A 26430-nucleotide genomic window follows, 5' to 3' on the forward strand; every position below is an offset into this window, starting at 1 on the left:
TCATCGGTTGCTGTCTGGAGTTATGCATGTCGTTGTTCCACCTGAGTTCGCTTTCAGATATCTCTGCCGCTGAATGGGATGCGCTGTTACCCGATCAACAGCCTTTTTTACGCCACGCGTTTTTGCTGAGCCTGGAAGAAAGTGGCAGCGTCCGGCCGGAAAGGGGCTGGCAGCCCGATCACCTTCTCTGGCGTGAGGCCGGTGTGCTTCGCGCCGCGCTTCCCGGTTATCAAAAGTTTCATTCTCAGGGTGAATACGTTTTCGATCACGCCTGGGCAGATGCCTGTCAGCGCGCCGGGATTCCGTACTATCCGAAATGGCTGGGCGCGATTCCTTTCAGCCCGGTCACAGGGGCACGCGTACTCGGCGCAGCGGATGCCGCCGCCCGACTGCTTGCGGCTCTCCCGGACGCGCTGGCTGAACAGGGGCTGAGTGGTGCGCATATCAACTTCACCGACCCGCAAGCGAACGCCTTGCTGGCGGCGCAACCTGACTGGCTGTCACGCCTGGGCTGCCAGTATCACTGGCACAATCGAGGCTATCGCGACTTTCAGGATTTCCTGGATACGCTGATGTCGCGTAAACGTAAACAGCTGCGAAAAGAGCGCGAGCAGGTGGTGCAGAGCGGTTTTGAATTTGACTGGTATCGCGGCGATCAACTGCGCGAGGATCAGTGGGACTTTGTCTATACCTGCTACGCCAATACTTATGCAGTGCGCGGCCAGCGGCCCTATCTGACCCGCGCCTTCTTCAGCCTGCTGGCTGAGAGGCTGCCGGACAATATTCGCGTGGTCATTGCCCGTCTGCAGCAACAACCGGCGGCGATGGCCTTTTACCTCAAGGACGGCCAAAGCCTGTATGGCCGCTACTGGGGCTGCCTGGCGGAATTTGACCGGCTTCACTTCGAAACCTGTTTTTATCAGGGGATGGATTTCGCCATTGCGGAAGGGCTGCAACGCTTTGATGCGGGCGCGCAGGGCGAGCACAAACTGGTACGTGGTTTTGAACCCCAGATGACCCACTCCTGGCACTATCTGTGCCATCCCGGCCTGCGCGCGGCCGTGGATGACTTTCTGCAGCAGGAGCGGCAAGGCGTCCATCTTTGGGCCGAAGAAGCCCGTGACGCCCTGCCATATCGACGCGGCGATTAATCTGCGCCAACAAATCCTCCCGTCTGATGCTGCCACAGACGGGCATACAGGCCATTTTGAGCCAGTAGCTCAGAGTGACTACCGATTTCCACAATCTGGCCTTTTTCCAGCACCACCAGACGATCCATTTTGGCAATGGTGGACAGGCGGTGGGCGATGGCAATCACCGTTTTGCCCTGCATCAGGGATTCCAGGCTTTCCTGAATCGCGGCTTCCACTTCGGAATCGAGCGCGGACGTCGCTTCATCCATAATCAGGATCGGCGCATCTTTCAACAGGACACGGGCGATAGCTACGCGCTGGCGCTGCCCGCCTGACAGTTTCACCCCGCGTTCGCCCACGTGTGCATCCAGACCAAACCGGCCCTGAGAATCCGACAGCAAGGGGATAAACTCATCGGCGCGGGCGCGATGAATGGCTAACTGGAGTTCTTCTTCGCTGGCATCTGGTCGCCCGTACAGCAGGTTTTCGCGAATAGAGCGATGCAGCAGCGAGGTATCCTGGGTGATCATCCCGATCTGGCTGCGCAGGCTCTCCTGCGTCACTTCAGCAATATTTTGACCGTCAATCAGGATACGACCGCCGTTGAGGTCGTACAGGCGCAGCAGCAGGTTCACCAGGGTGGATTTACCCGCACCGGAAGGCCCAATCAGGCCAATTTTTTCTCCGGGTTTGATGGTCAGGTTCAGGCCATCAATGACCTGACGGCCGCCGCCATAGTCAAAACGGATAGCGTCGAAACGAATCTCGCCCTGCGTCACCTTTAGCTGTGTTGCCTTTGAGGAATCCTGCACGCTAAGCGGTTGTGAAATGGTATTCAGCCCGTCCTGCACCATACCGATGTTTTCAAAAATCCCGTTTACCACCCACATCACCCAGCCGGACATGTTGACCAGGCGGATCACCAGGCCGGTTGCCAGGGCAATGGCACCAACGCTGATCAGCGACTCGCTCCACAGCCACAGCGCCAGTCCTGACGTTGAGACAATCAGGATTCCGTTCAGCGTTGATAAGGTGAGGTCCATGCTGGTCACCATCCGGTTAGCCTGCTGCGTCTTATCCGTCTGCTCCTGAATCGCTTCGCGGGCATACTGACGTTCCAGATCGCTGTGCGCGAAAAGCTTGATGGTGGCGATGTTGGTATAGCCGTCAACAATGGTGCCCATCAGCTTCGAACGGGCCTCCGATGACACCACCGAACGGGCTTTTACCCGGGGGACGAAAAAGCGCAGCGCGGCAACGTAGGCCACAATCCAGATTATCAGCGGAATCATCAAACGCCAGTCGGCTTCTGCAAACAGGACCATCGCCGTTGCGGCATAGATCAGCACATGCCAGATCGCATCCACCAACTGTACTGCCGAGTCGCGCAGCGAATTACCGGTTTGCAAAATACGTTGCGCAATCCGCCCGGCGAAGTCGTTCTGAAAAAAGTTCATGCTCTGCCGCAGGACATAATTATGGTGCTGCCAGCGGATCATACTGGTCATGCCGGGGTTAATGCTCTGATGGACCAGCATATCGTGCAGTGCAATAAACACCGGGCGCAGTATTAGCGCAACACAGCCCATCCATAACAACGTTTGCCAGTTATCCCTGAACAACGTTGCTGGCGTAGCGTGATTCACCAAATCGATAATGCGGCTCAGATAACTGAACAGTGCAACCTCAATCAGTGCGCCAATTAATCCCACCACCAGTAGTGCGGCGAAGCTCGGCCACACCTGACGCAGATAGTAAAAGTAAAATGGCCAGACCCGTGAAGGCGGCATATCGGTTGGCGCATCCTGAAAAATATTGATAAAACGTTCGAAACGACGATACAACATAGAGTCACTCTTTCCGTTCGGGAAGAGTTACAGCTTAGTGCATGTGTACGCCCGATTAAAAAGGATTAAATATGGATATCACTCTGCGCGGCCGCGAGCCTGGCGATGCTGCGGCATACCAACGTCTTTACGGTAATCCGGCGGTTTATCCCTGGACGCTTCAGTTGCCTTTCCCCAGCGTCGCGACCTGGGAAAAGAAGTTTGCAAAGATGGATGCGGAAGGCTTTATCAATTTTATCGCCGAAGTTGAGGGGGAAATGGTGGGCGAACTCACGCTGTTTACCAATCATAATCCGCGTACCCGCCACTGCATCAGTTTCGGTATTGGCGTCGATCCCGCCTTCTCTGGTCGGGGAATCGGAGAGCATTTGATTCGTAACGCCATGGATTATGCGCGCAACTGGCTGGGCATCACCCGTATGGAACTGGAGGTGTTTCACGATAATCACCGGGCGCTGGCGCTGTATGAGCGACTGGGTTTTGAACGCGAAGGCATCCGCCGCCAGGCGTCACTGCGTGAAGGCAAATTTCACGATGTGGTGATGATGGCAAAATTGCTCACTGAGACAGCCTGACCACGCTCTTTTTTACCGGTTAACAGGAAAAATCTCCCTTCGACGACTAAAATTTGTGCTGTGCCACAGTTCGCACAAAATGACCTGCACAAAACCGAGTGCCTGCCGATATCACGATATCACCCGCTGATACTCTGGAGGGAGATTGTGATTAAACTCATCACCATTGACGAACTAAAACCGGGTATGTTCGTCCACAAGCTTGAAGTCTGGTGGTTTAAAGACAAACGCATTCGTAATCAGATGTTGATCACCGATCAACGTCAGGTTTCGATGTTTCGTCATGAGGGCATACAGCGTTTATGGATCGATATGGAGAAATCGATTTCAGTGACGCCATCTGTGCCGAAAAAGGTCGATTCAGGCCTGCGTGCGCCTTTTTCTCAGGAAATGGAGCAGGCGCAGCATATCTTTGAACAGGGAAAGCCAAAAGTGCTGGCCATGTTCAGCGAGGCACGCCTGGGCCATGGTCTGAATCTCAATGACATGATTGCCATTGTCGATCAGATTGCGGGCTCTATTGAGCGTGAGCCCTCTGCGCTGTTACGCGTTGCGCAGCTAAAGGATCATGACAATTACACCTACCTGCATTCCATGGCGGTCTGTGGGCTCATGATCGCCTTTGGAAAAAAACTGGGGCTGGATGCTCAGCAGCTTCAGCGGGTGGGGATGGGCGGATTACTGCACGACCTGGGTAAGGCAGCCGTACCACTCGCTATCCTCAACAAACCGGACACGCTCAACGACGAAGAGTTTAAGATCATGCGTGAACATCCGATTGCCGGTGCGCAAATGCTGATGGATGCACAGGCAGGCGATGATCTTGTGGATATCGCGCTGCATCACCATGAAAAATATGACGGTAGCGGCTATCCCTATGGCCTGAAAGGCCATGAGATCAGCGTGTATTCCCGCATGGCGACGATTTGTGACGTTTACGATGCGCTGACCTCAACGCGGCCTTACCGTAAAGGCTGGACCCCAGCCAAAACCCTGCAAATGATGTTGAGCTGGCCGGGGCATTTCGACAGTACCTTACTGCACGCTTTCGTCAGTACGATAGGGATGTATCCCGTCGGTTCCCTGGTTCGCCTGGCGTCTGGACGCATTGCGCTGGTGGTGAAGGTCGGCGATAAGTCATTACAGCGACCTACGGTGCATGTCTTCTGGTCACTGCACGCGCAGCGGGAAATCAAACCTGAGGTGCTGGATCTGGGCGACAGTTTTTGTACTGACAGCATTGTGTGTGCCGAAGATAACGGCCGTTGGGACAACGTCGATCTGCGCCGAATCTGGTTGCTGGACGCCGCCTGATATTGCGGGTCGTTTTTATACATTTTTTACATCCCCGACCCGCATTTTAACCCTTTCTTTATGTGCGCCAGCGCAAGCTACTCAGCAAATCCAATCCTCTGGAGGTTGCTGTGAGTGCAGGCGTAATAACCGGCATTGTGCTGGTAGTGTTGTTGCTGGGCTATCTGATCTATGCCCTGTTAAATGCGGAGGCCTTCTGATGGCGGCCAATGCGTTTTTACTGATCGCGGTTTATCTGCTGTTGCTGATGGTGATGGCGCAACCGCTGGGGCGTGGGCTGGCCGCGCTGGTTGCCGATAAACCCCTCTTTGCACGTGCTGAAGCCCTGCTGTGGCGTTTTTCGGGTGTACAAGAAGGCGGTATGCGCTGGCAGCACTACCTGCTGGCAATTTTGGTGTTCAACTTGCTTGGCTTCGTGGTGCTGCTCGCCATCCTGATGTTTCAGGGAGCGTTGCCGCTCAATCCGCAACATCTTCCCGGACTGAGCTGGGATTTGGCGCTGAATACCGCTATCAGTTTTGTCACCAACACCAACTGGCAGTCTTATGCCGGTGAAAGCACCCTGAGTTACTTCAGCCAGATGGTCGGGCTGACGGTGCAGAACTTCGTTTCCGCCGCCACCGGCATCGCCGTGGCGTTTGCGCTGATTCGCGGTTTTGCTAATCGTTCGGTGGCAACCCTGGGCAACGCCTGGCGCGATTTAACGCGCATTACACTCTATGTCCTGTTGCCGATCAGCCTGCTGATGGCGCTGTTTTTTGTCAGCCAGGGCAGCATCCAGAACTTCCTGCCGTATCACAACGTCACCAGCCTGGAAGGTGCGCAGCAAACGCTGGCAATGGGGCCGGTTGCCTCTCAGGAAGCCATCAAAATGCTGGGCACCAACGGCGGCGGCTTTTTCAACGTCAACTCTGCGCATCCGTTTGAGAACCCTACCGCGCTGAGCAATTTCGTACAGATGCTTAGTATCTTCCTGATTCCTGCAGCACTCTGCTTTGCCTTTGGCGAAAGCGTTAAAGATCGGCGCCAGGGCTCAATGTTGCTGTGGTCCATGACGTTGATGTTTGTCGTGGCTGCTGCGCTGGTGATGTGGGCCGAACTACGTGGCAACCCGCACTTTCTGACGCTAGGGGCTGACAGCGCCATCAATATGGAAGGCAAAGAAACGCGCTTCGGCATTCTCAACTCCAGCCTGTTTGCGGTGATTACGACGGCGGCGTCCTGCGGTGCGGTAAACGCGATGCATGACTCGTTTACGGCGCTGGGCGGTATGGTGCCGATGCTGCTGATGCAACTGGGCGAGGTGGTGTTTGGCGGCGTGGGTGCCGGTCTGTACGGGATGCTGCTGTTTGTCTTACTGGCGGTGTTTATTGCCGGGTTGATGATTGGCCGCACACCGGAATTCCTCGGCAAGAAAATCGACGTATGGGAAATGAAAATGACGGCCCTGGCGATTCTGGTCACGCCCGCGCTGGTGTTGATCGGTACGGCGATTGCGATGATGACCGACGCCGGACGCGCAGGTATGGCAAACCCCGGAACGCATGGCTTTAGTGAAGTCCTGTATGCCGTTTCGTCGGCCGCCAATAACAATGGCAGCGCCTTTGCGGGCCTGAGCGCCAATACGCCGTTTTGGAACCTGCTGCTGGCGGTGTGCATGTTCGTAGGTCGCTTCGGCATCATTATTCCGGTCATGGCGATTGCGGGGGCAATGGCGGTGAAAAAAGTGCAGCCGGTAGGTAACGGCACGCTCCCTACGCACGGTCCGCTGTTTATCGCACTGCTGGTTGGTACCGTCTTGTTGGTCGGCGCGCTGACCTTTATTCCTGCTCTGGCGCTGGGTCCGGTCGCCGAGCACCTGCAACTTATTCAGGGACAATAATCATGAGTCGTCAACAACAGGTGTTTGACGCAGCGCTGTTACGTACCTCAGCGATCGATGCGGTAAAAAAACTCGATCCTCGCGTGCAGTTTCGCAATCCGGTCATGTTTGTGGTTTACCTGGGCAGTATCCTGACCTCGATTCTGGCCATAATGATGTTTACCGGACACCAGAGCGGCAGCGCCAGCTTTACCGGCGCGATTGCCCTGTGGTTATGGTTCACCGTGCTGTTTGCCAACATGGCAGAAGCCCTGGCGGAAGGGCGCAGTAAAGCCCAGGCAAACAGCCTGAAAGGCGTTAAAAAGACCAGCTTCGCCAAAAAACTGTCGGCGGCGCACTACGGTGCAGCGTGGCAGCAGGTGGCGGCCGATGCGCTGCGTAAAGGGGATGCCGTGCTGGTAGAGGCCGGTGATGTGATCCCCTGCGACGGTGAAGTCGTGGAAGGGGGCGCATCGGTAGACGAGAGCGCGATCACCGGTGAATCGGCACCGGTGATCCGTGAATCGGGCGGGGATTTCGCCTCGGTGACCGGCGGGACACGCATTCTGTCTGACTGGCTGGTCATTACCTGCAGCGCCAACCCAGGCGAAACCTTCCTGGACCGGATGATCGCCATGGTCGAAGGCGCACAGCGTCGTAAAACCCCGAATGAGATTGCCCTGACCATTCTGCTGGTGTCGCTCACCATTGTGTTTCTGTTAGCCACCGTCACGCTGTGGCCTTTTTCAGCCTGGGGCGGCACGCCGGTCACCATCACCGTACTGGTGGCGCTGCTGGTATGCCTGATCCCGACCACCATTGGCGGTCTGCTGTCCGCTATCGGCGTGGCCGGGATGAGCCGGATGCTGGGCGCTAACGTCATTGCCACCAGTGGCCGCGCTGTTGAAGCCGCTGGCGACGTGGATGTGCTGATGCTGGATAAAACCGGCACCATCACGCTGGGTAACCGTCAGGCAACGCAGTTTTTACCGGCTCCCGGCGTCACGGAAGAACAGCTGGCGGATGCGGCGCAGCTGGCGTCCCTGGCGGATGAAACGCCGGAAGGGCGCAGCATCGTGGTGCTGGCGAAGCAAAAGTTTAACCTGCGTGAACGTGACCTGAGCAGCATGGGCGCCAGCTTTATTCCCTTCTCGGCTCAAACCCGTATGAGCGGCGTCAACGTACAGGACCGCCTGATCCGTAAAGGTGCGGTCGATGCGGTGCGCCGTCATATTGAAGCCAGCCACGGTGCCTTTCCGGCTGAGGTGAACGCCCGGGTTGAAGAGGTGGCGCGGGCCGGTGGCACACCGCTGGTGGTGGCGGAAGGCGCAAAGGTGCTGGGCGTGGTGGCGCTAAAAGATATCGTTAAAGGTGGCATCAAAGAACGTTTTGCGGAACTGCGCAAGATGGGCATTAAAACCGTGATGATCACCGGTGATAACCCGCTCACCGCCGCCGCCATCGCGGCAGAGGCAGGGGTGGATGACTTTCTGTCAGAAGCGACGCCGGAAGCCAAGCTGGCACTGATTCGTCAGTATCAGGCGGAGGGGCGCTTAGTCGCGATGACCGGTGACGGCACCAATGACGCGCCAGCGTTGGCCCAGGCGGACGTGGCGGTCGCCATGAACTCGGGTACTCAGGCGGCGAAAGAAGCGGGCAACATGGTCGATCTGGACTCGAACCCCACCAAACTGCTGGAAGTGGTGCACATTGGTAAGCAGATGCTGATGACGCGCGGTTCCTTGACCACCTTCAGTATCGCCAATGACGTTGCCAAGTATTTCGCCATCATCCCGGCCGCCTTTGCTGCAACCTATCCACAGTTAAATATGCTCAACGTGATGCAGCTGCACTCGCCCGCATCGGCCATCCTGTCGGCCGTGATTTTTAACGCCCTGGTGATTGTATTCCTGATCCCTCTGGCGCTTAAAGGTGTCAGCTATCGCCCCTTGAGTGCCGCATCGCTGTTGCGCCGTAATTTACTGATTTATGGGTTAGGTGGGCTGCTGGTGCCCTTTGTCGGCATCAAAGCGATTGATATGTTGCTCGTGCTGTCTGGTATGGCCTGAGGAGATTAAAATGAGTCAGTTACGTCCGGCGATTTTCCTGCTTTTGCTGCTAACGGTTGTGTGCGGCGTCGTTTATCCTTTGCTTACCACGGGACTGTCGCAACTGCTGTTTCCCTGGCAGGCTAACGGGTCAGTATTGAATGTCGATGGCGAAGAACGGGGATCAGCGCTGATTGGTCAGAATTTTAGCCAGCCCGGTTATTTCTGGGGGCGTCCTTCTGCAACCGGTGATAAGCCTTATAATCCTCTGGCCTCCAGCGGCAGCAACCTGGCGGCCAGCAACCCGGCGCTGGATAAGGCTGTAGCCGAGCGCGTGGCGGCTTTGCGCACGGCGAATCCGCAGGCTAACGGGGCGGTACCGGTCGAGCTGGTAACCACCTCGGCCAGTGGACTGGACCCGGAGATTTCGCCTGAGGCTGCGCTGTGGCAGGCACCGCGTATCGCGGCGGCACGTCAGCTGCCGCTGGCGAAAGTGGATGCCCTGGTAGACAGCATGACGCAGCGCCCGCTGCTGCCCTTTATCGGCGAACCGACTGTCAATGTGCTGCAGCTTAATCTGGCGCTGAACGACCTCAAATAACTGTAAGGATGCTATGAACCACGAACCGCTGCGCCCCGATCCGGATGCGCTGCTGCAGACCAGCAGCGACAGCCATCGCGGCAAACTGAAAATCTATTTTGGCGCCTGTGCGGGCGTAGGAAAAACCTATGCCATGTTGCAGGAGGCGCAGCGGCTGCGTGCCCAGGGGCTGGATGTGCTGGTGGGCGTAGTGGAAACGCACGAACGTCCGGAAACAGCGCAGCTTCTTAACGGACTGGTGCTGTTGCCGCGCCGGGCGACGGGCCGTTCGCGGCATGCGGAGTTCGACCTTGATGCCGCGCTGGCGCGCCATCCGGCAGTAATTTTGATGGATGAGCTGGCGCACACGAACGTGAAGGGCTCACGTCATCCCAAACGCTGGCAGGATATTGAGGAACTGCTGGAGGCGGGCATTGATGTCCTGACGACAGTGAATGTTCAGCATCTGGAAAGTCTGAATGATGTGGTCGGTGGCGTCACCGGCATTCAGGTGCGTGAAACCGTTCCCGATCCCTTTTTCGACGCTGCCGATGAAGTGGTACTGGTTGATCTCCCGCCTGACGATCTCCGCCAGCGCCTGAAAGAGGGCAAGGTCTACATTGGCGATCGTGCCGAACGCGCCATCGAAAATTTCTTTCGTAAGGGCAACCTGTATGCCCTGCGTGAGCTGGCGCTGCGCCGCACTGCCGACCGGGTCGATGACCAGATGCGCGCCTGGCGCGACAGTCAAGGCCGCGATCGGGTCTGGCACACGCGTGATGCCATTTTATTGTGTATTGGGGACGATACCGGCAGTGAAAAACTGGTGCGGACGGCGGCGCGGCTGGCCGCCAGGCTGGGCAGCGAATGGCATGCCGTTTACGTGGAAACGCCCCGGCTTAACCGGCTACCGGAAGCGCGGCGTCGGGCCATTTTACGCACGCTGAAGCTGGCGCAGGATATGGGGGCGGAGACGGCGACGCTGTCCGACCCTGATGAGGCGCAGGCGGTCCTGCGTTACGCGCGGGAACACAATCTGGGTAAGATTGTGACAGGCCGACGCCCGGCGCGCCGCTGGCGGCGTGACAGCTTTGCCGAGCGGCTGGGGCAGTTGGGTCCCGATCTGGATCTGTTGGTCGTGGCGCTCAATGAGCCTATCCAGGATGCGCCCCATCCGTTAGCCGAGGATCGGGTTAACAGCGACAAATGGCGGCTGCAGCTGCGCGGCGTACTGATGGCGCTGGTGCTGTGTATTGTGGTCACCGCCGCAGGGCAGTCGGTGCTGATCAGCTTCGATCCGGCCAACTGTGTGATGATCTATTTGCTGGCGGTGGTGATCGTCGCGTTGCGCTATGGACGATGGCCCTCCGTTATCGCCACCGTTATGAACATCATTGCCTTTGACCTGTTTTTCGTCGCACCTACCGGCACGGTCGCGGTCTCGGATTTGCAATACCTGGTGACCTTTGGGGTGATGCTGGCGGTCGGGGTCATTGTTGGCAACCTGACGGCCGGCGTCCGCTACCAGGCGCGGGTTGCCCGTTACCGGGAGCAGCGCACGCGGCAGCTTTACGAAATGGCCAAGTCGCTGGGAAGCGGCCTGACGCCTGAAGATATCGCCGCAACCAGCCAGCGGGTGCTGGAGGCGACCTTACAGGCGCGATGCCTGCTGCTGCTACCCGATGAGCAGGGCGAACTGCACACGCTGGGCAACGCGCTGCCGGGCAACGAACCGGATTGGGCTATCGCGAAATGGAGCTTCAGCAAGGGCCAGCCAGCAGGCGCAGGCACGGACACCTTACCGGCGGTGCCCTACCAGATTCTGCCGCTGAAAGTGGGCGATCTGTGTCGCGGATTGCTGGTGGTTGAACCGCAGAATGTGCGTCAGCTGATGGTGCCGGAACAGCAACGGCTGCTGGAAACCTTCACCGTGCTGATTGCCAATGCCCTGGAGCGGATGGCGCTGTCCCAGAGTGAGGCGGCTTCCCGGCTGTCAGCTGAACGTGAGCAGCTGCGTAATGCTTTGCTGTCGGCGCTCTCCCATGATTTACGTACCCCGCTGACGGTGCTGTTTGGTCAGGCAGAAATGCTGATGCTGGACCTGGCCAGCGATAACTCAAAGTATGTGCCCCAGGCCAGCCAGATTCGTGAACAAACCCTGAGTACCATTCGTCTGGTCAGCAACATGCTGGATATGGCGCGTATTCAGTCAGGCGGCCTGAATTTACGCGAAGAGTGGCTGGCGCTGGAAGAGGTGATTGGCGGTGCGCTCAGTAGCATGGCGCCGTCGCTCAAGGGAAGAGAGGTCGAACTCGACCTGCCTGAAGATATTGTCCTGATCAAAGGCGACAGTACGTTGCTGGAGCGGGTATTTACCAACCTGATTGAAAACAGCCTGAAGTACGCTGGCAACTGTGCGCCCCGCGGCATACGTGCCTGGTGTGAAAATACCCGGCTGGAAATCGCCATCTGGGATGGCGGGCCGGGCATCGCCCAAAACGACCTGACGCGGATTTTCGATAAATTTTCACGCGGTGATAAAGAATCGGCCGTACCGGGCGTTGGGCTGGGACTGGCGATTTGTAAAACGATTATCGAAAGCCACGGCGGTCAGATCTGGGCGGAAAATCGTGCTGAAGGCGGTGCCTGCTTTCGTCTCTCTTTACCACTTCCACCCGTTCCTGAAATTTCTCCTGAAGGCTTGAAATAACTTCACAGATGATCGGTTATAATGCGCGACCTTACTGATTATGATTGGGAAATTATGGAACGTTTTACCGAAAACCTGATGTATGCATCGCGCTGGTTGTTGGCTCCGGTTTACATTGGACTTTCGCTGGGACTGCTGGCGCTCACCGTCAAATTTTTCCAGGAAATTTTTCACCTGTTGCCCAACATTTTTAGCATTGCAGAAAACGATCTGATTTTGCTGCTGCTGTCGCTGGTGGATATGACGCTGGTGGGTGGGTTGCTGGTCATGGTTATGCTGTCAGGCTACGAAAACTTTGTGTCCAAACTCGACATTGACGAGGGCAAAGAGAAGCTGAGCTGGCTGGGCAAGATGGATTCCGGCTCGTTGAAAAATAAAGTCGCGGCCTCGATTGTGGCGATTTCCTCCATTCACCTGCTGCGGGTGTTTATGGATGCGCGCAATGTCGAAAACGACAAGCTGATGTGGTACGTCATCATCCACCTGACCTTTGTCCTGTCTGCCTTCGTGATGGGCTGGCTGGACAACATGTCGCGAGCGGAAAAGAAAAACGTCTGATCGACGGCAACCCCCTGGACGCCGTCCGGTGACACGGCTTCCCCGGTGGGGGAGGCCTTTTTCAGCCTGAAGCGGGCCGCGCGCCCGTCAGATGCGGAAATACCGCTTTGATCATGGCAAAGAAGGCGGTCAGCCTGGCGGGATAATAGCTCGCCCACGGATAGGTCAGCCAGACTGGCAACGGGGGAGCCTGCCATTCCGGCATAAGCTGAATCAGATTGCCCTGTGCCAGATCCTCCTGAATGACCCATGTCGACAGAATAGCGGTTCCCAGCCCCGCCAGCGCAGCTTTGCGCACGGCGAAGAGGCTGTCGCTGCTGAGCAGGGGAACGATAGGCAGATTCATCGGTTCCCCCTTGTCTTTATGTTGTAATGCGATCTCGTTACGGTAGAAACTCGTCAGCGCCAGCCACGGCAAATCGCCCAGTTGCGCCACCTGGTTAATCGGGGGATATTGCTGAAGCAGCGCGGGCGCAGCGACAACAATGCGCGGCACTTCGGCCAGCAGCACGGCTACAACAGAAGGGTCGGTCAGTGCCCCCACCTGAATCGCACAGTCCACGTTCTCGGCGACGAAGTCTGGCGTCCTGTCGTTCAGCATCCATTCAATGCGCAAACGCGGATAGCGGCGCATAAAGTTCACCAGCGGTGTGACCAGCTGATCCTGGCCAAAAGCGTGGGGCGCGCGCACCCGCAAAATGCCAACCGGATCGCTGCCGGCGCCGGTCAGTTCATCTTCCAGCGCGTGCCAGGTTGCCAGGAGCTGCCGGGCCTGTGCATAGCAACGCTCACCATCATCAGTCAGCTTTAGCGCATGGGTGGTGCGCAGAATCAGTTTCAGCCCCAGCCCCTGTTCAAGAGACTGCAACCGGCGACTGATTGTCGGTTGCGTAATACCCAGTTGCAACGCTGCGGCAGACAAACTGCCGCTTTCGACAATGCGAATAAAGGTGTGCATCAGTTCGATACGATCGCTGTTACTGAAATTGCTCATGCGTTCCACGTATAACCGTTTTGCTTTTTATTAGTCTACCGCGTATGTCAAAAACAGGCTTTACTTGCCACACTATTTTTTGAGGATGTAACCATGTCAGCGGTAAAAACTATGACTCCCCACTCAACTGAACGCCTGCCCGCCCCCCTGGTCTTTACGCTGGCTGCCGGCGCGGGCCTGAGCGTGGCCTCGATTTACTACAGTCAGCCGATGCTGGATATCATCGGTAAGCAGTTTCAGGTCAGTGTGAGCACCGTAGGCATGGTGCCGATGTTAACGCAGGCCGGGTATGCTTTAGGTATTCTGCTGCTGGCCCCGCTTGGCGATCGCCACGATCGCCGCACGATAATTTTGATCAAAGGGCTGCTGTTGGTGATGGCGCTGCTGCTGTGTGGGTTTTCCGGCGGCATCAGCGCGCTGCTCATCGCCAGCTTTGTCACCGGCCTGACGGCGACCGTGGCGCAGGATATTGTTCCGGCATCGGCGGCGCTGGCACCGGCGCACAGCCGGGGTAAAACCGTGGGTACGGTAATGACGGGATTACTGGTAGGCATTTTACTCTCCCGGGTCGTCAGCGGCGTGGTGGCAGAGTATTTTGGCTGGCGCACCATGTATATTATCGCGGCTCTGGCTGTGTTTCTGATTAGCCTGACGTTGTGGCGTGTGCTGCCGCGCTTTACGCCCGGCACGTCGGTAAGCTATCCCCGCCTGCTTTTATCGCTGGTTCACCTGTGGCGCGAACACCAGACCCTGCGGCGCGCGGCCCTGGCTCAGGGACTGCTTTCTGTCAGCTTCAGCGCCTTCTGGTCTACGCTGGCGATCATGCTCAGCGAACGTTTTCACTTTGACAGTGCCATCGCCGGTGCCTTTGGTCTGGCAGGGGCGGCGGGTGCACTGGCCGCGCCGCTGGCGGGTAACCTGGCCGATCGACTCGGCCCGGCACGCGTGACCCAGTTTGGTGCCGGCCTGGTCACGGCGGCCTTCGCCCTGATGTTTTTGCTGCCGCTGCTGTCGCTCCCCGGTCAGTTGGTCGTCATCGTTATCAGCACGCTTGGTTTCGACTTAGGCGTGCAGGCCACGCTGGTCGCCCATCAAACGCTGATTTATGGTCTGGTACCCGATGCACGTAGTCGTCTTAACGCCCTACTGTTTACCATCGTGTTTATCGGCATGGCCAGCGGTGCGGCGCTGGGCAGCCTGGCGCTTGCCCACTGGGGCTGGAATGGCGTTGTGGTGTTGTCCACGCTCGCCGCCGCTGCCAGCCTGATGGTGCGGCTCGCCAGTCGTCATCTCAAGGACTGATCCTTCCGCCCGTCAGCAAATGTGCCAGGCTTAGTCATAAACTCAATTAAAACGGTGCGTTATGAACTTTATTGCCTGGACAGCTGCGACGGGCTGTCTTCTGTTATTAATGTCACTGGCATCAGGGTGGATCCACCGTGGCCCAGTGACCTCTTTTGGTCTTTTCTTGTTAGCCGGGATCGCCTGTGGGCCGTGGATGTTTGATGTTATCGAGATTGATATCATTCGCCATGCGGAACTGGTGACGCACATTACCGAAATCACGATGGCTGCGTCACTGTTTATTACGGGGCTCAAATTACGCTTGCCGCTTAAAGCGAAAAGCTGGCGAGCCGGAGGCTTACTGGCCTTTCCGGCGATGTTGATGACGGTGGCGGCCATGACGCTGCTGTCTCATTGGCTGGTCGGGTTGTCCTGGCCCGTTGCACTGGCGTTTGGCGCAATTGTTGCGCCCACCGACCCGGTACTGGCTAGCCTGATTTCGGTGAGCGACGCGCAGGACGATGACGCCTTGCGCGTCGCCATTTCTAGCGAGGCGGGCATGAATGATGGTTCAGCGCTGCCGTTGCTGGTGCTGGCTTTGCTGCTGTTCAACGGCGAAAACCTCAGTGCAGGCATGCTGGCGCACTGGGCTGCTGTCGACGTCGTGTGGGCCATCGGCGGCGGTATCCTGCTGGGATTTGGCCTGGGCCGACTCGTTGGCTTACTGGCCACCCGGCTTCGCAATGCGCATGGGGATTGCGCCCCCAACGACTTTCTGGCGCTGGCGTTGATCGCGCTCAGCTACGCCCTGGCGGAATGGCTGGGTGCTTCAGGCTTTCTGGCCACCTTTGCCGCCGGTCTTGGGCTGCGCCGTGCTGAGCTGGGCGTCTTTAAGCGTTACCAGCCAGACGATATGTCGGACGACGATCGGTTACTGCCTGCAGAGGCATTGGTCAATCCCAACAAGCGCCTGCAGCAACGCAGCAGTGGCATGGTGAAATCCGTTGGTTTAGTAGTAGGCGACGCGCTTTCTTTTGGCGATACTATTGAACGTTTGCTGGCTGCCATCATGATGGTGGTACTGGGCGTAACCATGGCATACCACTGGAACATTCAGGGCATCTTCCTTGGACTGCTGCTGTTTATCGTGGTGCGCCCCCTGGCGGTATGGTTGGTTACCCTCGGGACGGGCATGCCGCTTCCTCAGCGGTTGCTGATTGGCTGGCTGGGTATCCGCGGTATTGGGAGCCTTAACTATATTGCGTTCGCCTGGGTCCATGGCATGGGGGGCGCAGAAGCAACGATAATGGCTGATATGGCGCTGACGCTGGTGGTGTGCAGTATCGTGGTTCACGGTATTTCGGTGACGCCGCTGCTCAACTGGCGCCAGGCCCGACTGGAGGCGAAACAACGCCAGTCATGAGAGTGAATTAACTGATAACGGGAGTAGATGATGAAGATATCTCAGATACTGTTGCTGAGCATGCTGGCGTCGGGCAGCGCGCTGGCGGAAGACAATAGTGAAGAAAGCGTGTATGCAAGCCAGCTGTGTCACATTGTCAGCAGTGAAAAAAGCGTTTCGACAGCCGACCAGTATGTGGAAAAAATGAAGGCCAGCGTGGCAGGATCGCAGTCCTCCTCTGCCGTCAGCAAGCCTGAATTTGATGAAGAGCTGGCCAATGAAGTGGCCAGCGCCTGGCTGCAGCTGGGTGATGAAGAACGCGCCAAACTCCGCACCAATACTCAACAGTGTGAACAAACGGTGATGACGCAGTTTCAGCAGGAAGATTAACCGCAGTTAATTCGCCAATAAACGCGCTAAAATGGCGCGTTTTTTAATGGATTTTCCCTACCGATTGCGTACATAATCGCCAGCGTCTTAACCAAATGTGCGATACATAATAAAAACGCAGCGGGCCAAAAGGGTCGGCTGACCTTTATGGCATTGATTTAACAGGCATCATGATTACGCGTCGACGCTTTATTTTCGGCACAGGAGCGCTTGCGCTTTCACTGGCTACCAGCAAACTGTTTGCCCGCGATGATATTATTCCTCTCTGGCCGGACGAACCGCCCGGCGGCGGTGGGCCGTCTGGAACATTGCGCGTGGACGCCTGGGGTTCATGGTCGAATATTGTCAGCCCGGCGATTCAACGCTTCAGGCCAGAAAATCCCAATGGCGAAGCGGTGCTGATTGCGGCCGGGGGAGGCTATCGGTGGATTGGTATGGGACGCGAAGCCTGGCCCGTCGCGCACTGGTTAAATGCTAACGGTTATACCGCCTATGTGCTCAGCTACCGCTTACCGCGCGAGAAATGGCAGGCTGGCAACCTCGCGCCCTTACAGGATGCACAGCGCGCGCTGCGCCTGATACGTTCGTTTGAACGAAAAGTGCATGTCCTGGGGTTTTCGGCTGGGGGGCATTTACTGGGCATGGCGGCGGCGCGCCCGGAATTTCAGTCATATCCGCCGGTGGACAGGCTGGATCAGGAAGTCCCTAAAGCCGACAGTGTTGGGCTGATTTACCCGGTGATTACGCTTGAAGCGCCCTATCAGCATACCAACACGCACCTGATGATGGTGGGCAATGACGCCAGTCCGCAAGAAGAAGCCAGCTGGTCAGTACAAAACTATGTGACGAATCTCTATCCGCCCACGTTCCTGGCTCAGGCCGGAGACGATCACACCTCAAAACCCTTTAACACCCAGCTCATGCGTGACACCTGTCGCCGCAACCGCGTACCGGTGCAGCTGATTCAGCTGTCCAGCGGGGGGCATGGTTTTGGACTCGGCAAAGCGGGTACACCTGCCGCGCTGTGGGATCAGGCCTATGTTAAATGGCTGGAAAACCTCAGTCAGGGCGCATTGGCGGTCAGGCACGCCTCCGTTCTGTCCTGACTGACGCTTCCTGCGGCAGGCGTAAAAAAAGCCGGCATTTGCCGGCCTCGCTAAATGAGCGATGATCAGGATTGAAGCAACACAGGACGAAGCAGCAACAGGCGGATCAGAATTGATAGGTCAGGCCCATACCGATACTGTTTTTCGTCGTAATGCCGGTGGCGCGCGTAAAATCGTTTTCCTTCAGTAAGTTAATGCGGTAGTCCACGTAGGTCAGCATGTTCTTGTTGAAATAGTAATAGGTGCCCACCGCAATATATTTCTGCATCGTCTGGCTGCCCCCGGCAAAATTCCCAGCGCCCTGCAGGTTTTCGCCACGCTGCGTGACAAAACCGACAGAAGGGCGCAAACCGTTCAGGAACTGGTACTGTGCAATCGCCTCAAAGTTATGGGTTTTGTCGGCGACCTGTGCCAGCTGTCCATAAGGCGTAACGTCATTGGCTTCGCCATACATGGCGGCCAGATAGATCTGGTTGGCGTCATATTTTGCAGAGGTTACCCAGGCTGTGGCATCGTCTCCCTGACCGTCAGCTTGCTGAGTCAGTGTCCGTTTTGCTTTCATCCCTGCTGCCGCAATGCTCAGCCCATCGGTAATGCTGTAAGTCAGGCCAGCACCGTAACCATCTCCGTTAGCCAGTTTGGCGGTTGAGCGGTCATTTTTCCCTTGATACTGCAGGGTTAACTTTAACCCGCCCCAGTCCGGAGAGTGCCAGGTCGCGAGGCCGGTTGAGCGTTTTGACAGGAAATTATCGTTGGTGGTCATGGTGCCGGAACCGTAGATCGGTGCCATATCCGTATAGGCAGAGGCAACATACAGTACCCCAAAGCTACGGCCATAATCGAACGAGCCGAAGTCGGCGAGTTTCAGACCGGCAAACCCTAAGCGTGTGGCATTACCCGTTTGCGCATCGCTACCGCCTTCACTGTGATTCAGCTGGAAATTATATTCCCATTGACCATAACCGGTAAGCTTATCATTAATTTGCGTCTCACCTTTAAAACCCAGGCGTGCATAAGAGTTGTCGCCATCTTCTGCAATATTATCTGAGAAAACATGGCGCGCATCGACTTTACCGTACAGGTCGAGCTTATTTCCACTTTTATTATAAATCTCGGCGGAGCATGCAGAAAATGAGACCAGAAAACACATTGCATACGGCGCGACTGTTTTTATTTTATTGTGCATATCATCTACCCTTATCAGTTAACTGAAGCATGAGGATGTTACCGCTCAGGGCGGTATTTATTTCAATATCACTTTCGTCTTATTTAATGACTAAATAATAAAATAGGTATAGCGGCCATAAAGTTTATGGCCATTTTTTATAATGGCTTTCCCTGGTGTTATTGCATTCAGGCAGAGAACATCCTGATGAACTTTTTATTCAAAATGCCAAGTCGGGTATATCGCTTAATACCGTTTGTGCGCCCGCATCAATATATTTTCGGGCAAGCACCGGGTCGTTGATCGTGGCAATCGCGAATTCAATACCTGAACGGGCCAGGCGCGTCAGGTCTTCGTCCGTTGCGAAGTCACCCAGGAAATGCAGGATCTGGCAACCTGTTCTGGCGAGGAGCGCCGCCGGGTCTTTTGGCGGGACGCAAACCGCCAGCCCACGCGGTACGTCAGGCATCAGCCTGGCGGCAACCTGCAGCGAAATCTCAGAGAAGCTACTGATAAATAACTTCTTCTCGCTCGCTGGCCACAGCGACTTCAACTGAGCGATCGCAATCTCCGCCGTTTCCACTTCCTGCCCGGAGGTGGGTTTGATTTCCAGTTGCAGCCCGACGCCTTTATCCAGTACAAAGCCCACAGTTTCAGCCAGCGTAGGCACTTTCACGCCTTTAAAGAGGTGGCCGTAACACACGCCAGCCTCCAGCGACCGGATCTCATCCAGGGTTAAATTTGCCACATAGCCTTTGCCATTCGTTGTCCGGTCTACGGAATCGTCATGAATAATGACCGGGTGCATATCTTTGGTGAGTTTGACATCCACCTCTATCCACGTCGCTCCGCGTTCAACCGCCGCCTGAAACGAAGGCAGCGTGTTTTCCGGTGCCAGCAGCGGTGCTCCCCGATGGGCAATCAGGCGGGCGTTCACTACGCGTGCAGGGTGTTTTTTGGTCGACATTCTTGGCTTTACCTTCTGTTAGGGTTTTATCGCAGGTCTACTTAAGCAAAACCTGGTTAGAGAATTCGGTCCTGACTTCATCACCCAGCGGTTTAGGCATGAACTGAGTGCCATGAACGCGCTCTTTGCTATTGATCAGCCCGGCATCACGATTCACTTCTTTGTTTTGAGGCGTAATGCCATAAACCTGCTGGAACAGCCGTTGGGTGGTGGGCAGCGTCAACCAGTGGATAAACAGCAACGCTGCCGCTTTGTGGGGCGCGTTTTTAGGTATCGCCACCATATTTCCGCCGCCGGGCATGCCGAAATCGGGGATATACAGCCGGATAGTTTTCGGGACTTCACCGTGGTTTTCTAATCCCACCAGGTAATCTTCCCAGGCGGGGACCAGCAGGAACTCACCGCTGACCAGTCGGGTGACGCTGTCGGCGTTGGAGGCCGTAATGATGTAGTTGGGGCGCTGCTGTTTGAACCAGTTCCAGGCGGGCTGCAGAGCCGTCAGGCTTTTTACATCAGCGTCGCCTTTGGTGAAATCAAAACCCGGTACCAGCGTGCGCGTTACCGATTCAATAAAGGCCGGGCCGGAACCGCCGTTTTCAACGTTGAAGCCAAATTCCTGAGGATGACTTTGCAGGAAGGACGTAATCTGCGGCAGGGTTCGTGGCAACTCACTTTCTTTCAGGCGGCGCGAATCGTAGGCCAGACCGGTCTGGTTGCCCCAAAATGCCACGCCATAGCCTTTACTGTCCGTTCCCTCAATGGTGTAGTTCAGGGTTTTGCCTTCCGGCAGCAGTGTATTAAGCGGGCCAAAAAACGTTTGCTGAGGCGATACGGTACCGAATGCGCCCCCGCCAATCGAAAACACATCAATATCGCCCGTTTCCCGTCCCCGGTCAGCCATGAGTTTATTAATGTTGCCCTGCAATGTGCCTTCAGACAGGGTAACGTTAATACCGTACTGTTTTTCAAACAGGCTGACCTGCTCTTTTAAACGGTCCTGGTAATACCATTGATACCAGGTTAATTTCCCTTCTTTTTTCGCCTGTTCGACAATCTGTTCCCAGTTCATCGAGGTTAAATCCTGAGCCTGGCTACAGAAAGCCCCGGCCAGCAATAATATTGCAGCAACGAGTCTGAACATATTTTTCCCCAATAACGCGTGTTAAAGACTGTCAGCCTTTTCCTGCAAAGGAGGCGACAGGATTTTTTGTCAGTAATTTTTCTGCAATCAACATCAACATGACATTTGGCACAACCAGCATTAAAGAAATAACCGCCGCATTGGGTCGAATAAAGTTATAACCCAGATAAGAATACAGAATAGTAGGGACGGTAATAAAATCGGGTGAGCCAACAATGAAACTTATGGCGAACTCTTCTATTGATAACGTAAAGACAATAATTAATGCAGCAAATATTCCCGGTCTGATGGTGGGCAGGCAGGCCACTAAAAAACGGTTGATCACCGAAGCGCCCATATCTCGTGCTGCATCGAGCGTGTCCTGGCGTATCTGCGAAAATGACAGGGTCAGAATGCGCACGGCATAAGGCATCAAGATAATAATATGCCCCAGCAAAATGCCACCAAACCGGCTGTGAATGCCCGCCACGTTGAGCAACATGGAAAAAAACAGCGCGACGACAAAGCCCGGAACGATAAGCGGCAGTAAGATCGCATTCTGTAAAAGGTGTTTGCCCGTAAACGACATTCTGCCAAACGCCCACGCGGCAGGCAGAGCCAACATCAGCGTGCAGACGGAGACGGTTGCCGCCAGTAAATAGCTGTTCCTGAGCGCCTGGGGTAACGCGGTCGTGGTCCATACCTCCACCCAGCGTCCCAGTGAGAGAACCGGCGGCAGGGCATCTGGCCATGCCCACGGATGGGTTTTATCGACCAGTGACCACAGGACGGTCAACATAAAGGGAATAACCAGCCACAGCATAAACAGGGCGGTGATAAGGATCATCATGACGATTCGCAGCGGGGATAACGTCTCTCTGGCTTTCATTATCTCTGTTCTCCGGCTTGTTGTAGCCACTTCGCCAGGGTGGCAAGCACCACTGCACCGATAAAAGCCGCCAGCATCAAAATTACCGCGACAACGGCCGCAAGATTCCAGCCCTGCGCGCTGATTTCAGGGAAGCGCAGCATGTATTGCGAAAGAGAGAACACGCTGGTTGGCCCCGCAACGACCTGAAATGAAAAGTCACCCAAGGCGCCGATGAAGATCAGCACCAGCGATACCTGAACGGACTTGATAGATAAGGGCAGGATGATCTGTAACAACCGGGCAGTCTTGCCGGCGCCTAAATCCCGCGCGGCATTAAAAATTTCGTCACCAATCGCGCGCAGGCTGCCGGTAATGATAAGCAGCGCATAGGGAAGCTGTTTCCAGACCTGCAAAATAATCACGCCAATTCCCCAGCGGTCATTCTGCATTCTGATGGGGTGCGAGATGATCCCCAGCTTGAGCAAGCCCAGGTTAATAAAGCCCTGCCAGGAAATCAGGTTGATAAACAGCAGCGCAGCCACCAGTCCGTGTACCATCAGCGGGGCTTTGAGTAAGCCGCCCATCAGCATCGAGCCGGGAAACGGCTTTCTCAGCCACAGTGCCAGCGGAAGCGCCAGGGCAACGGACAGCACTGCACTGAGCACGCCGATTCTGAGCGAATAGCCTGTCGCGCGCCACAGCTGGCTGTCATTCAGAATGGTTTGCCAGTACTGAAGCGTGAAGTGCGCCGGTGCGCCAAAATTAAACAGGCCAACGGATTGCGCCAACGCCATGATCACAATCAGCACCAGAGTGATGATGACCGGCGCGACCGCAGGCAGGACCAGCAACCAACAGAGCCTGTTCCGGTTGCGCGTTTTCATGAATAGCTTTCCCGTAAAAAGCGGATCTTGTCTGGCGCAATAGAGAAATTAACGTTGTCACCTTCGCGAATGTGGTTTTTACCGACCAGCTGGATACACCACTGATATTCCGTTTCTTCATGGCCCAGCGGATGAACCTGGAGTTCAGAAAGGTTGCCCAGAAAACTCACCGCACCGATCTCGAAGGCCAGCGTGTTTTTCCCGGCACTGTGTTCGCTGAGTAAGGCATCCTCAGGGCGCCAGAAGGTATAGACCTTGTCCGAGACGGGCGGCACATGGCTATGGATCTCCATTTCGCCCAGTACGCACGCAATGCGATAAATACCGGTGCTGCTGTCGCTATCCACTACGCGGGCTTTCATGACGTTAGCCTGACCGACGAAACCGGCGACAAAGCGGTTTACCGGGGAATAATAGATCTCATCCGGCGTACCGGTTTGCTCAATTTTTCCGGCATTCATGACCACTACAATGTCAGACATCGACAAGGCTTCTGCACGGTCGTGGGTAACATAAATGGCGGTAAACCCATGGGAGCGCTGAAGCTGTCTGATCTCCAGTCGTACCTTGTCGCGTAATTTGGCATCCAGATTTGACAGCGGCTCATCAAACAACACGATTTCCGGACGCACGGCCAGCGCTCTGGCAAGCGCCACGCGCTGCTGCTGACCGCCGGATAACTGCGCGGGCAGTTTAGGCAAATGCGCATTCAGCGATACCTGAGCGGCGGTCTGCGCGACGCGATCGTGAATGTCCGTTTTCGCCATCTTCATTTGCTTGAGGCCAAACCCGATATTTTCAGCAACGGAAAGGTGAGGAAAAAGCGCATAGGACTGAAAGCACATCGCCGTGTCGCGATGTTCAGGTTTTACATGATGCATGTCCTGCTGGTGGATCAGTACTTCGCCACTATCAAGACTGTAAAAGCCGGCAATAACTTTAAGCAGCGTGGTTTTGCCACAGCCAGATGGGCCAAGCAGGGAAACAAATTGTCCTTTTTTGGCCTGCAGTGAAATGCCGTTCAGCGCGACAAAATCGTCGAACGTCAGCATGGCATTGTGTATTTCTAGCGTGTTCACGTTGGGCTGCTCCGTCATATAATGCCAGGGACTTCTTAATTAATGCGAGACGCATAATAATTTGCTGTAGTGAATTTAAGCAATTTCAGACAGGTTAAGAATTTATTAAGTTTTTAAAACCTATATATAACAGCTAAATGAAGGATCACTTTGAAATCGTACGTTTAACGTGCTAACCATTTTAATGCGTTGTGATTAATATTTGAGGCGAAGGACAAGGTTGTTGTATCAGCAAGCGCACAGAGGGCAGGACAGCGGGGGAACGCTGTCCTGAAATGCAGTGATGAGGTAAGCCGGGGGCAATGCGTGGTCAGGCGGGAGTAAAACGAGGGTGAGGGATAAACTGAGCGGAAAGGCGGTTCATTTCAGCCGTACCGACACTAACATGTGTACTGCTTTTTTCCTGTGTGCCGGCAAGATGCGCATCCAGTCCGGCCGCTTTACAGAGTGCATAACCCGCAGAAACGTCCCACATGCTGCTAAAACATTCCTGATAACCGTCAACGTAACCCAGCACGCTAAAGGTTAAACCTACGGTGGCACAGCGATAGCGCACCACATTCCAGCCGTCGTCCCGATAGACCTTTTCAATACAGAGCTGATGGGTGAAATCCCATGATGGACTGTCGCCAATCGCCACGGTTTTCAGCGCCTCGGCAACCACTGGCCGTTCAAAGGGTTCACCATTCAGATAAACCCCTGTCTCTTTGCCGCCGCTCACCATGAGGTTTAATACCGGATGGACGATCACGCCCATAACCGGCTCGCCATTGTGCACATAGCCAACAGAAATCCCCCACAATGACGAGCCGCGCAGGAAGTTACTCGTACCATCGATAGGATCAACAGACCAGTAGCTGGCGCTGAGCTCACCGCCATGCTCTTCCCCAACAACAGAATCCTGTGGGAAATGGTGTTCCAGGCGCTGCCGAATCAGATTTTCCACTTCCCGATCGGCTTCACTGAAGACATCCTGCGGCCTTTTTTCGCAGATCGCTAATTCACTCAGCTGTCTGAAATAGTCAAGAGCCAAAAGTGAAGCCTCTTGTGCGATGCGTTCAGCAACCTTTAAGCGCGTTTCCATTGTTTACCTGATGTATAAGAAGAAGCATGTGAATGAAGACAGAACCCTACGCACATGAAAGTGCCCATCCGGACATAAGGCTCGCTTTTAATATAATGCTCATTGCATGATATTAGAGTGTCTCTCCGTTATGTTTCACTATTATGATGCTTTTATGATCGGGAAAAACCGGGCCGGAGAAGCTGAAAAGCAGCACATTTTATTAAAACGTAAAGGCGGGGGCCTTTACTATTCGTCCTGCATAAAAGCATGCTAGGGTATTAACAGAACCCATTATTAAATACGGTGAGGACAACGCTGTGGTTCATGGATATTCCGCTGGTCATGAAGTCGAACTTAATCGCAGTGAAAAACTCATTCTTGAGCTTGTCCGCCGCAACGATGGCATTTCCCGCTCCTCGCTGGTTTCGCAAACCATTCTGAATCAGTCATCTGTTCACCGCATTGTTGATACGCTGACCGAAAACGGCTTTCTCAGCCTGGGGGAATCACCGTCCCAGGGAAGAGGCAAGCCCAGCCCATCGTTATCACTGAATGCGAATGCGCGTTATGGTTACGGCATCTCTATTAACTCAGACAGCGTTGCCGCCAGCCTGATTAATTTCCGGGGCGGTATTACAGAATACTGCGTACTGGATACGCATCCGCGCGATCCTGCCCGTACCTTACTCAATATCAAACATCACTATCTGGATACCTTGAAACAATACGGTATTTCGCCGGACAAAGTCTGTGGTGTGGGATACAGCATGGCGGGCTTTCTTTATGAATCACGAAAGTATTTCAATCCGCCTGAACCTTTAAAAAACTGGATGGGCATCGATCTGCGCCGTGAAATTACCATGTTATTTGATCGACCAGTATGGATTGAAAATAACGCCACAACGGCGGCGCACGCTGAAGCTTTTTTAGGCGCCGGGCTGAAATACGATACCTTTGGCTATCTCTCTTTTAATTATGGTTTTGGCGGTGGCATCGTGATTAACGGTAAACCGTTCCAGGGTGCGTTTGGAAATGCGGGGGAGATCAGCCGTATTTTTACGCCGGAAGAGGGCAAGCTGCGCCCGGCCCTGGGGATCTTGATCGATCGCTTACGTAACGGTGGTATTGAAATTAAAGATATTCGCGATCTCAATCATAAATTCGATCCGGCCTGGCCGATTGCGCAACAGTGGGTAGAAGACGTCACGCCAAACCTGCATCGGGCAATGGATGCCATGAATGCGGTGATCGATCCCGGAGCCATCATATTAGGGGGCGAGATTCCCCGTAAGCTGGGCGAAATGTTTTTAGCCATGCCGCGCATCAGTTCGGGTAAACGCTGGAATATTTCTGCGGAATATCCGGATATTCTGCTGAGCGAGATCGAAGGGGACAGTTCGGCGCTGGGGGCGGCGTTGACGCCGCTGCGGGAGACCTATTTTAATTGAGGCTGCTGCCCGCAGACCACAGGGTCAG

The 26430-nt window shown here is 55.3% G+C and carries 23 protein-coding genes; 14 read left to right on the plus strand and 9 right to left on the minus strand.

Going from position 1 to position 26430, the window contains the following annotated elements; all coding sequences use genetic code 11:
- Positions 1–26: 26 nt before the first annotated feature.
- Positions 27–1151 carry a GNAT family N-acetyltransferase gene (locus tag AAIE03_RS19030; RefSeq protein WP_029569256.1) on the plus strand — a complete coding sequence of 375 codons (1125 nt, stop codon included), beginning with the start codon at positions 27–29 and terminating at the stop codon, positions 1149–1151.
- Here the strand turns inward: AAIE03_RS19030 and AAIE03_RS19035 are convergent.
- The gene (locus AAIE03_RS19035; RefSeq protein ID WP_014594844.1) at positions 1148–2980 is read right to left on the minus strand and encodes an ABC transporter ATP-binding protein; all 1833 of its coding nucleotides are present in this window, start codon (positions 2978–2980) and stop codon (positions 1148–1150) included. The genes AAIE03_RS19030 and AAIE03_RS19035 overlap by 4 nt on opposite strands.
- Before the next feature lie 71 nt (positions 2981–3051).
- Here AAIE03_RS19035 and AAIE03_RS19040 point away from each other — a divergent pair, with 71 nt between their 5' ends.
- From AAIE03_RS19040 to AAIE03_RS19075, 8 genes are all read left to right on the plus strand, one after another.
- Positions 3052–3555 carry a GNAT family N-acetyltransferase gene (locus AAIE03_RS19040; protein ID WP_028724494.1) on the plus strand — a complete coding sequence of 168 codons (504 nt, stop codon included), beginning with the start codon at positions 3052–3054 and terminating at the stop codon, positions 3553–3555.
- 147 nt (positions 3556–3702) lie between these two features.
- Positions 3703–4869, plus strand: a complete 1167-nt coding sequence (locus AAIE03_RS19045; protein ID WP_019106351.1) for an HD-GYP domain-containing protein — start codon at positions 3703–3705, stop codon at positions 4867–4869.
- Between the two features lie 110 nt (positions 4870–4979).
- Positions 4980–5069 (plus strand): K(+)-transporting ATPase subunit F, encoded by a 90-nt coding sequence (gene kdpF / locus AAIE03_RS19050; protein ID WP_015699348.1) that lies wholly within the window; start codon positions 4980–4982, stop codon positions 5067–5069.
- On the plus strand, positions 5069–6751 hold the full coding sequence (gene kdpA / locus AAIE03_RS19055; RefSeq protein WP_013027627.1) for a potassium-transporting ATPase subunit KdpA: 1683 nt from the start codon (positions 5069–5071) through the stop codon (positions 6749–6751). The genes kdpF and kdpA overlap by 1 nt, the downstream gene beginning before the upstream one ends.
- A gap of 2 nt (positions 6752–6753) precedes the next feature.
- On the plus strand, positions 6754–8799 hold the full coding sequence (gene kdpB, locus AAIE03_RS19060) for a potassium-transporting ATPase subunit KdpB (RefSeq protein ID WP_013027626.1): 2046 nt from the start codon (positions 6754–6756) through the stop codon (positions 8797–8799).
- Positions 8800–8809: 10 nt separating this feature from the next.
- Positions 8810–9379 carry a potassium-transporting ATPase subunit KdpC gene (gene kdpC / locus AAIE03_RS19065; RefSeq protein ID WP_014594840.1) on the plus strand — a complete coding sequence of 190 codons (570 nt, stop codon included), beginning with the start codon at positions 8810–8812 and terminating at the stop codon, positions 9377–9379.
- Positions 9380–9392: 13 nt separating this feature from the next.
- Positions 9393–12068, plus strand: coding sequence for a two-component system sensor histidine kinase KdpD (gene kdpD / locus AAIE03_RS19070; protein ID WP_013027624.1), 2676 nt, complete (start codon positions 9393–9395; stop codon positions 12066–12068).
- A gap of 54 nt (positions 12069–12122) precedes the next feature.
- Positions 12123–12626, plus strand: coding sequence for a TIGR00645 family protein (locus AAIE03_RS19075; RefSeq protein WP_014604798.1), 504 nt, complete (start codon positions 12123–12125; stop codon positions 12624–12626).
- A gap of 61 nt (positions 12627–12687) precedes the next feature.
- On the opposite strand, the gene AAIE03_RS19080 is transcribed toward AAIE03_RS19075, so the two are convergent.
- Positions 12688–13620 carry a LysR family transcriptional regulator gene (locus AAIE03_RS19080; RefSeq protein ID WP_014594838.1) on the minus strand — a complete coding sequence of 311 codons (933 nt, stop codon included), beginning with the start codon at positions 13618–13620 and terminating at the stop codon, positions 12688–12690.
- Between the two features lie 93 nt (positions 13621–13713).
- Here AAIE03_RS19080 and AAIE03_RS19085 point away from each other — a divergent pair, with 93 nt between their 5' ends.
- The 4 genes from AAIE03_RS19085 (at position 13714) to AAIE03_RS19100 (ending at position 17802) form a co-directional block, all read left to right on the plus strand.
- Entirely contained in the window at positions 13714–14922 is a 1209-nt protein-coding gene (locus AAIE03_RS19085; protein WP_014594837.1) for an MFS transporter, read from the plus strand.
- Positions 14923–14983: 61 nt separating this feature from the next.
- Positions 14984–16327: a cation:proton antiporter gene (locus tag AAIE03_RS19090; RefSeq protein WP_013027620.1), complete on the plus strand. Its 1344-nt coding sequence runs from the start codon at positions 14984–14986 to the stop codon at positions 16325–16327.
- 30 nt (positions 16328–16357) lie between these two features.
- Entirely contained in the window at positions 16358–16696 is a 339-nt protein-coding gene (locus tag AAIE03_RS19095; protein ID WP_015699351.1) for a hypothetical protein, read from the plus strand.
- 170 nt (positions 16697–16866) lie between these two features.
- On the plus strand, positions 16867–17802 hold the full coding sequence (locus AAIE03_RS19100) for an alpha/beta hydrolase (protein ID WP_013027618.1): 936 nt from the start codon (positions 16867–16869) through the stop codon (positions 17800–17802).
- A 106-nt stretch (positions 17803–17908) separates the two neighbouring features.
- Here the strand turns inward: AAIE03_RS19100 and AAIE03_RS19105 are convergent, their stop codons facing one another.
- The 7 genes from AAIE03_RS19105 to AAIE03_RS19135 all read right to left on the minus strand — a co-directional run bounded on the left by AAIE03_RS19105 (position 17909) and on the right by AAIE03_RS19135 (position 24972).
- The gene (locus tag AAIE03_RS19105; RefSeq protein WP_013027617.1) at positions 17909–18988 is read right to left on the minus strand and encodes a porin; all 1080 of its coding nucleotides are present in this window, start codon (positions 18986–18988) and stop codon (positions 17909–17911) included.
- A 199-nt stretch (positions 18989–19187) separates the two neighbouring features.
- The gene (locus tag AAIE03_RS19110) at positions 19188–19934 is read right to left on the minus strand and encodes a glycerophosphodiester phosphodiesterase family protein (protein ID WP_013027616.1); all 747 of its coding nucleotides are present in this window, start codon (positions 19932–19934) and stop codon (positions 19188–19190) included.
- Between the two features lie 37 nt (positions 19935–19971).
- Positions 19972–21075, minus strand: a complete 1104-nt coding sequence (locus tag AAIE03_RS19115; protein ID WP_014594836.1) for an extracellular solute-binding protein — start codon at positions 21073–21075, stop codon at positions 19972–19974.
- Between the two features lie 31 nt (positions 21076–21106).
- A complete protein-coding gene (locus AAIE03_RS19120) occupies positions 21107–21943 on the minus strand; it encodes an ABC transporter permease (protein WP_014594835.1) in 837 nt (278 codons plus the stop codon).
- Positions 21943–22809: an ABC transporter permease gene (locus AAIE03_RS19125; RefSeq protein WP_014594834.1), complete on the minus strand. Its 867-nt coding sequence runs from the start codon at positions 22807–22809 to the stop codon at positions 21943–21945. Before AAIE03_RS19125 ends, AAIE03_RS19120 begins: the two co-directional genes overlap by 1 nt.
- Positions 22806–23906: an ABC transporter ATP-binding protein gene (locus AAIE03_RS19130; RefSeq protein ID WP_014604801.1), complete on the minus strand. Its 1101-nt coding sequence runs from the start codon at positions 23904–23906 to the stop codon at positions 22806–22808. The genes AAIE03_RS19125 and AAIE03_RS19130 overlap by 4 nt, the downstream gene beginning before the upstream one ends.
- Before the next feature lie 292 nt (positions 23907–24198).
- Positions 24199–24972, minus strand: a complete 774-nt coding sequence (locus AAIE03_RS19135; protein ID WP_072139116.1) for an inositol monophosphatase family protein — start codon at positions 24970–24972, stop codon at positions 24199–24201.
- A 299-nt stretch (positions 24973–25271) separates the two neighbouring features.
- On the opposite strand from AAIE03_RS19135, the gene AAIE03_RS19140 reads away from it, so the two are divergent.
- On the plus strand, positions 25272–26402 hold the full coding sequence (locus tag AAIE03_RS19140; RefSeq protein ID WP_014604803.1) for an ROK family transcriptional regulator: 1131 nt from the start codon (positions 25272–25274) through the stop codon (positions 26400–26402).
- The last annotated feature ends 28 nt before the right edge of the window (positions 26403–26430 follow it).

This window comes from Pantoea sp. Ae19-2, from assembly GCF_059801205.1.

What these genes read in the sequence shown, in the direction of transcription:
- AAIE03_RS19090 (WP_013027620.1), top strand. Translation starts at nt 14,984, where the DNA reads ATGAACTTTATTGCCTGGACAGCTGCGACGGGCTGTCTTCTGTTATTA.
- AAIE03_RS19135 (WP_072139116.1), bottom strand. Translation starts at nt 24,972, where the DNA reads ATGGAAACGCGCTTAAAGGTTGCTGAACGCATCGCACAAGAGGCTTCA.
- AAIE03_RS19115 (WP_014594836.1), bottom strand. Translation starts at nt 21,075, where the DNA reads ATGTTCAGACTCGTTGCTGCAATATTATTGCTGGCCGGGGCTTTCTGT.
- AAIE03_RS19100 (WP_013027618.1), top strand. Translation starts at nt 16,867, where the DNA reads ATGATTACGCGTCGACGCTTTATTTTCGGCACAGGAGCGCTTGCGCTT.
- kdpB (WP_013027626.1), top strand. Translation starts at nt 6,754, where the DNA reads ATGAGTCGTCAACAACAGGTGTTTGACGCAGCGCTGTTACGTACCTCA.
- kdpD (WP_013027624.1), top strand. Translation starts at nt 9,393, where the DNA reads ATGAACCACGAACCGCTGCGCCCCGATCCGGATGCGCTGCTGCAGACC.
- AAIE03_RS19040 (WP_028724494.1), top strand. Translation starts at nt 3,052, where the DNA reads ATGGATATCACTCTGCGCGGCCGCGAGCCTGGCGATGCTGCGGCATAC.
- AAIE03_RS19075 (WP_014604798.1), top strand. Translation starts at nt 12,123, where the DNA reads ATGGAACGTTTTACCGAAAACCTGATGTATGCATCGCGCTGGTTGTTG.
- AAIE03_RS19120 (WP_014594835.1), bottom strand. Translation starts at nt 21,943, where the DNA reads ATGAAAGCCAGAGAGACGTTATCCCCGCTGCGAATCGTCATGATGATC.
- AAIE03_RS19035 (WP_014594844.1), bottom strand. Translation starts at nt 2,980, where the DNA reads ATGTTGTATCGTCGTTTCGAACGTTTTATCAATATTTTTCAGGATGCG.
- AAIE03_RS19110 (WP_013027616.1), bottom strand. Translation starts at nt 19,934, where the DNA reads ATGTCGACCAAAAAACACCCTGCACGCGTAGTGAACGCCCGCCTGATT.
- AAIE03_RS19125 (WP_014594834.1), bottom strand. Translation starts at nt 22,809, where the DNA reads ATGAAAACGCGCAACCGGAACAGGCTCTGTTGGTTGCTGGTCCTGCCT.
- AAIE03_RS19130 (WP_014604801.1), bottom strand. Translation starts at nt 23,906, where the DNA reads ATGACGGAGCAGCCCAACGTGAACACGCTAGAAATACACAATGCCATG.
- AAIE03_RS19095 (WP_015699351.1), top strand. Translation starts at nt 16,358, where the DNA reads ATGAAGATATCTCAGATACTGTTGCTGAGCATGCTGGCGTCGGGCAGC.
- AAIE03_RS19030 (WP_029569256.1), top strand. Translation starts at nt 27, where the DNA reads ATGTCGTTGTTCCACCTGAGTTCGCTTTCAGATATCTCTGCCGCTGAA.
- kdpC (WP_014594840.1), top strand. Translation starts at nt 8,810, where the DNA reads ATGAGTCAGTTACGTCCGGCGATTTTCCTGCTTTTGCTGCTAACGGTT.
- AAIE03_RS19085 (WP_014594837.1), top strand. Translation starts at nt 13,714, where the DNA reads ATGTCAGCGGTAAAAACTATGACTCCCCACTCAACTGAACGCCTGCCC.
- AAIE03_RS19105 (WP_013027617.1), bottom strand. Translation starts at nt 18,988, where the DNA reads ATGCACAATAAAATAAAAACAGTCGCGCCGTATGCAATGTGTTTTCTG.
- kdpA (WP_013027627.1), top strand. Translation starts at nt 5,069, where the DNA reads ATGGCGGCCAATGCGTTTTTACTGATCGCGGTTTATCTGCTGTTGCTG.
- AAIE03_RS19080 (WP_014594838.1), bottom strand. Translation starts at nt 13,620, where the DNA reads ATGAGCAATTTCAGTAACAGCGATCGTATCGAACTGATGCACACCTTT.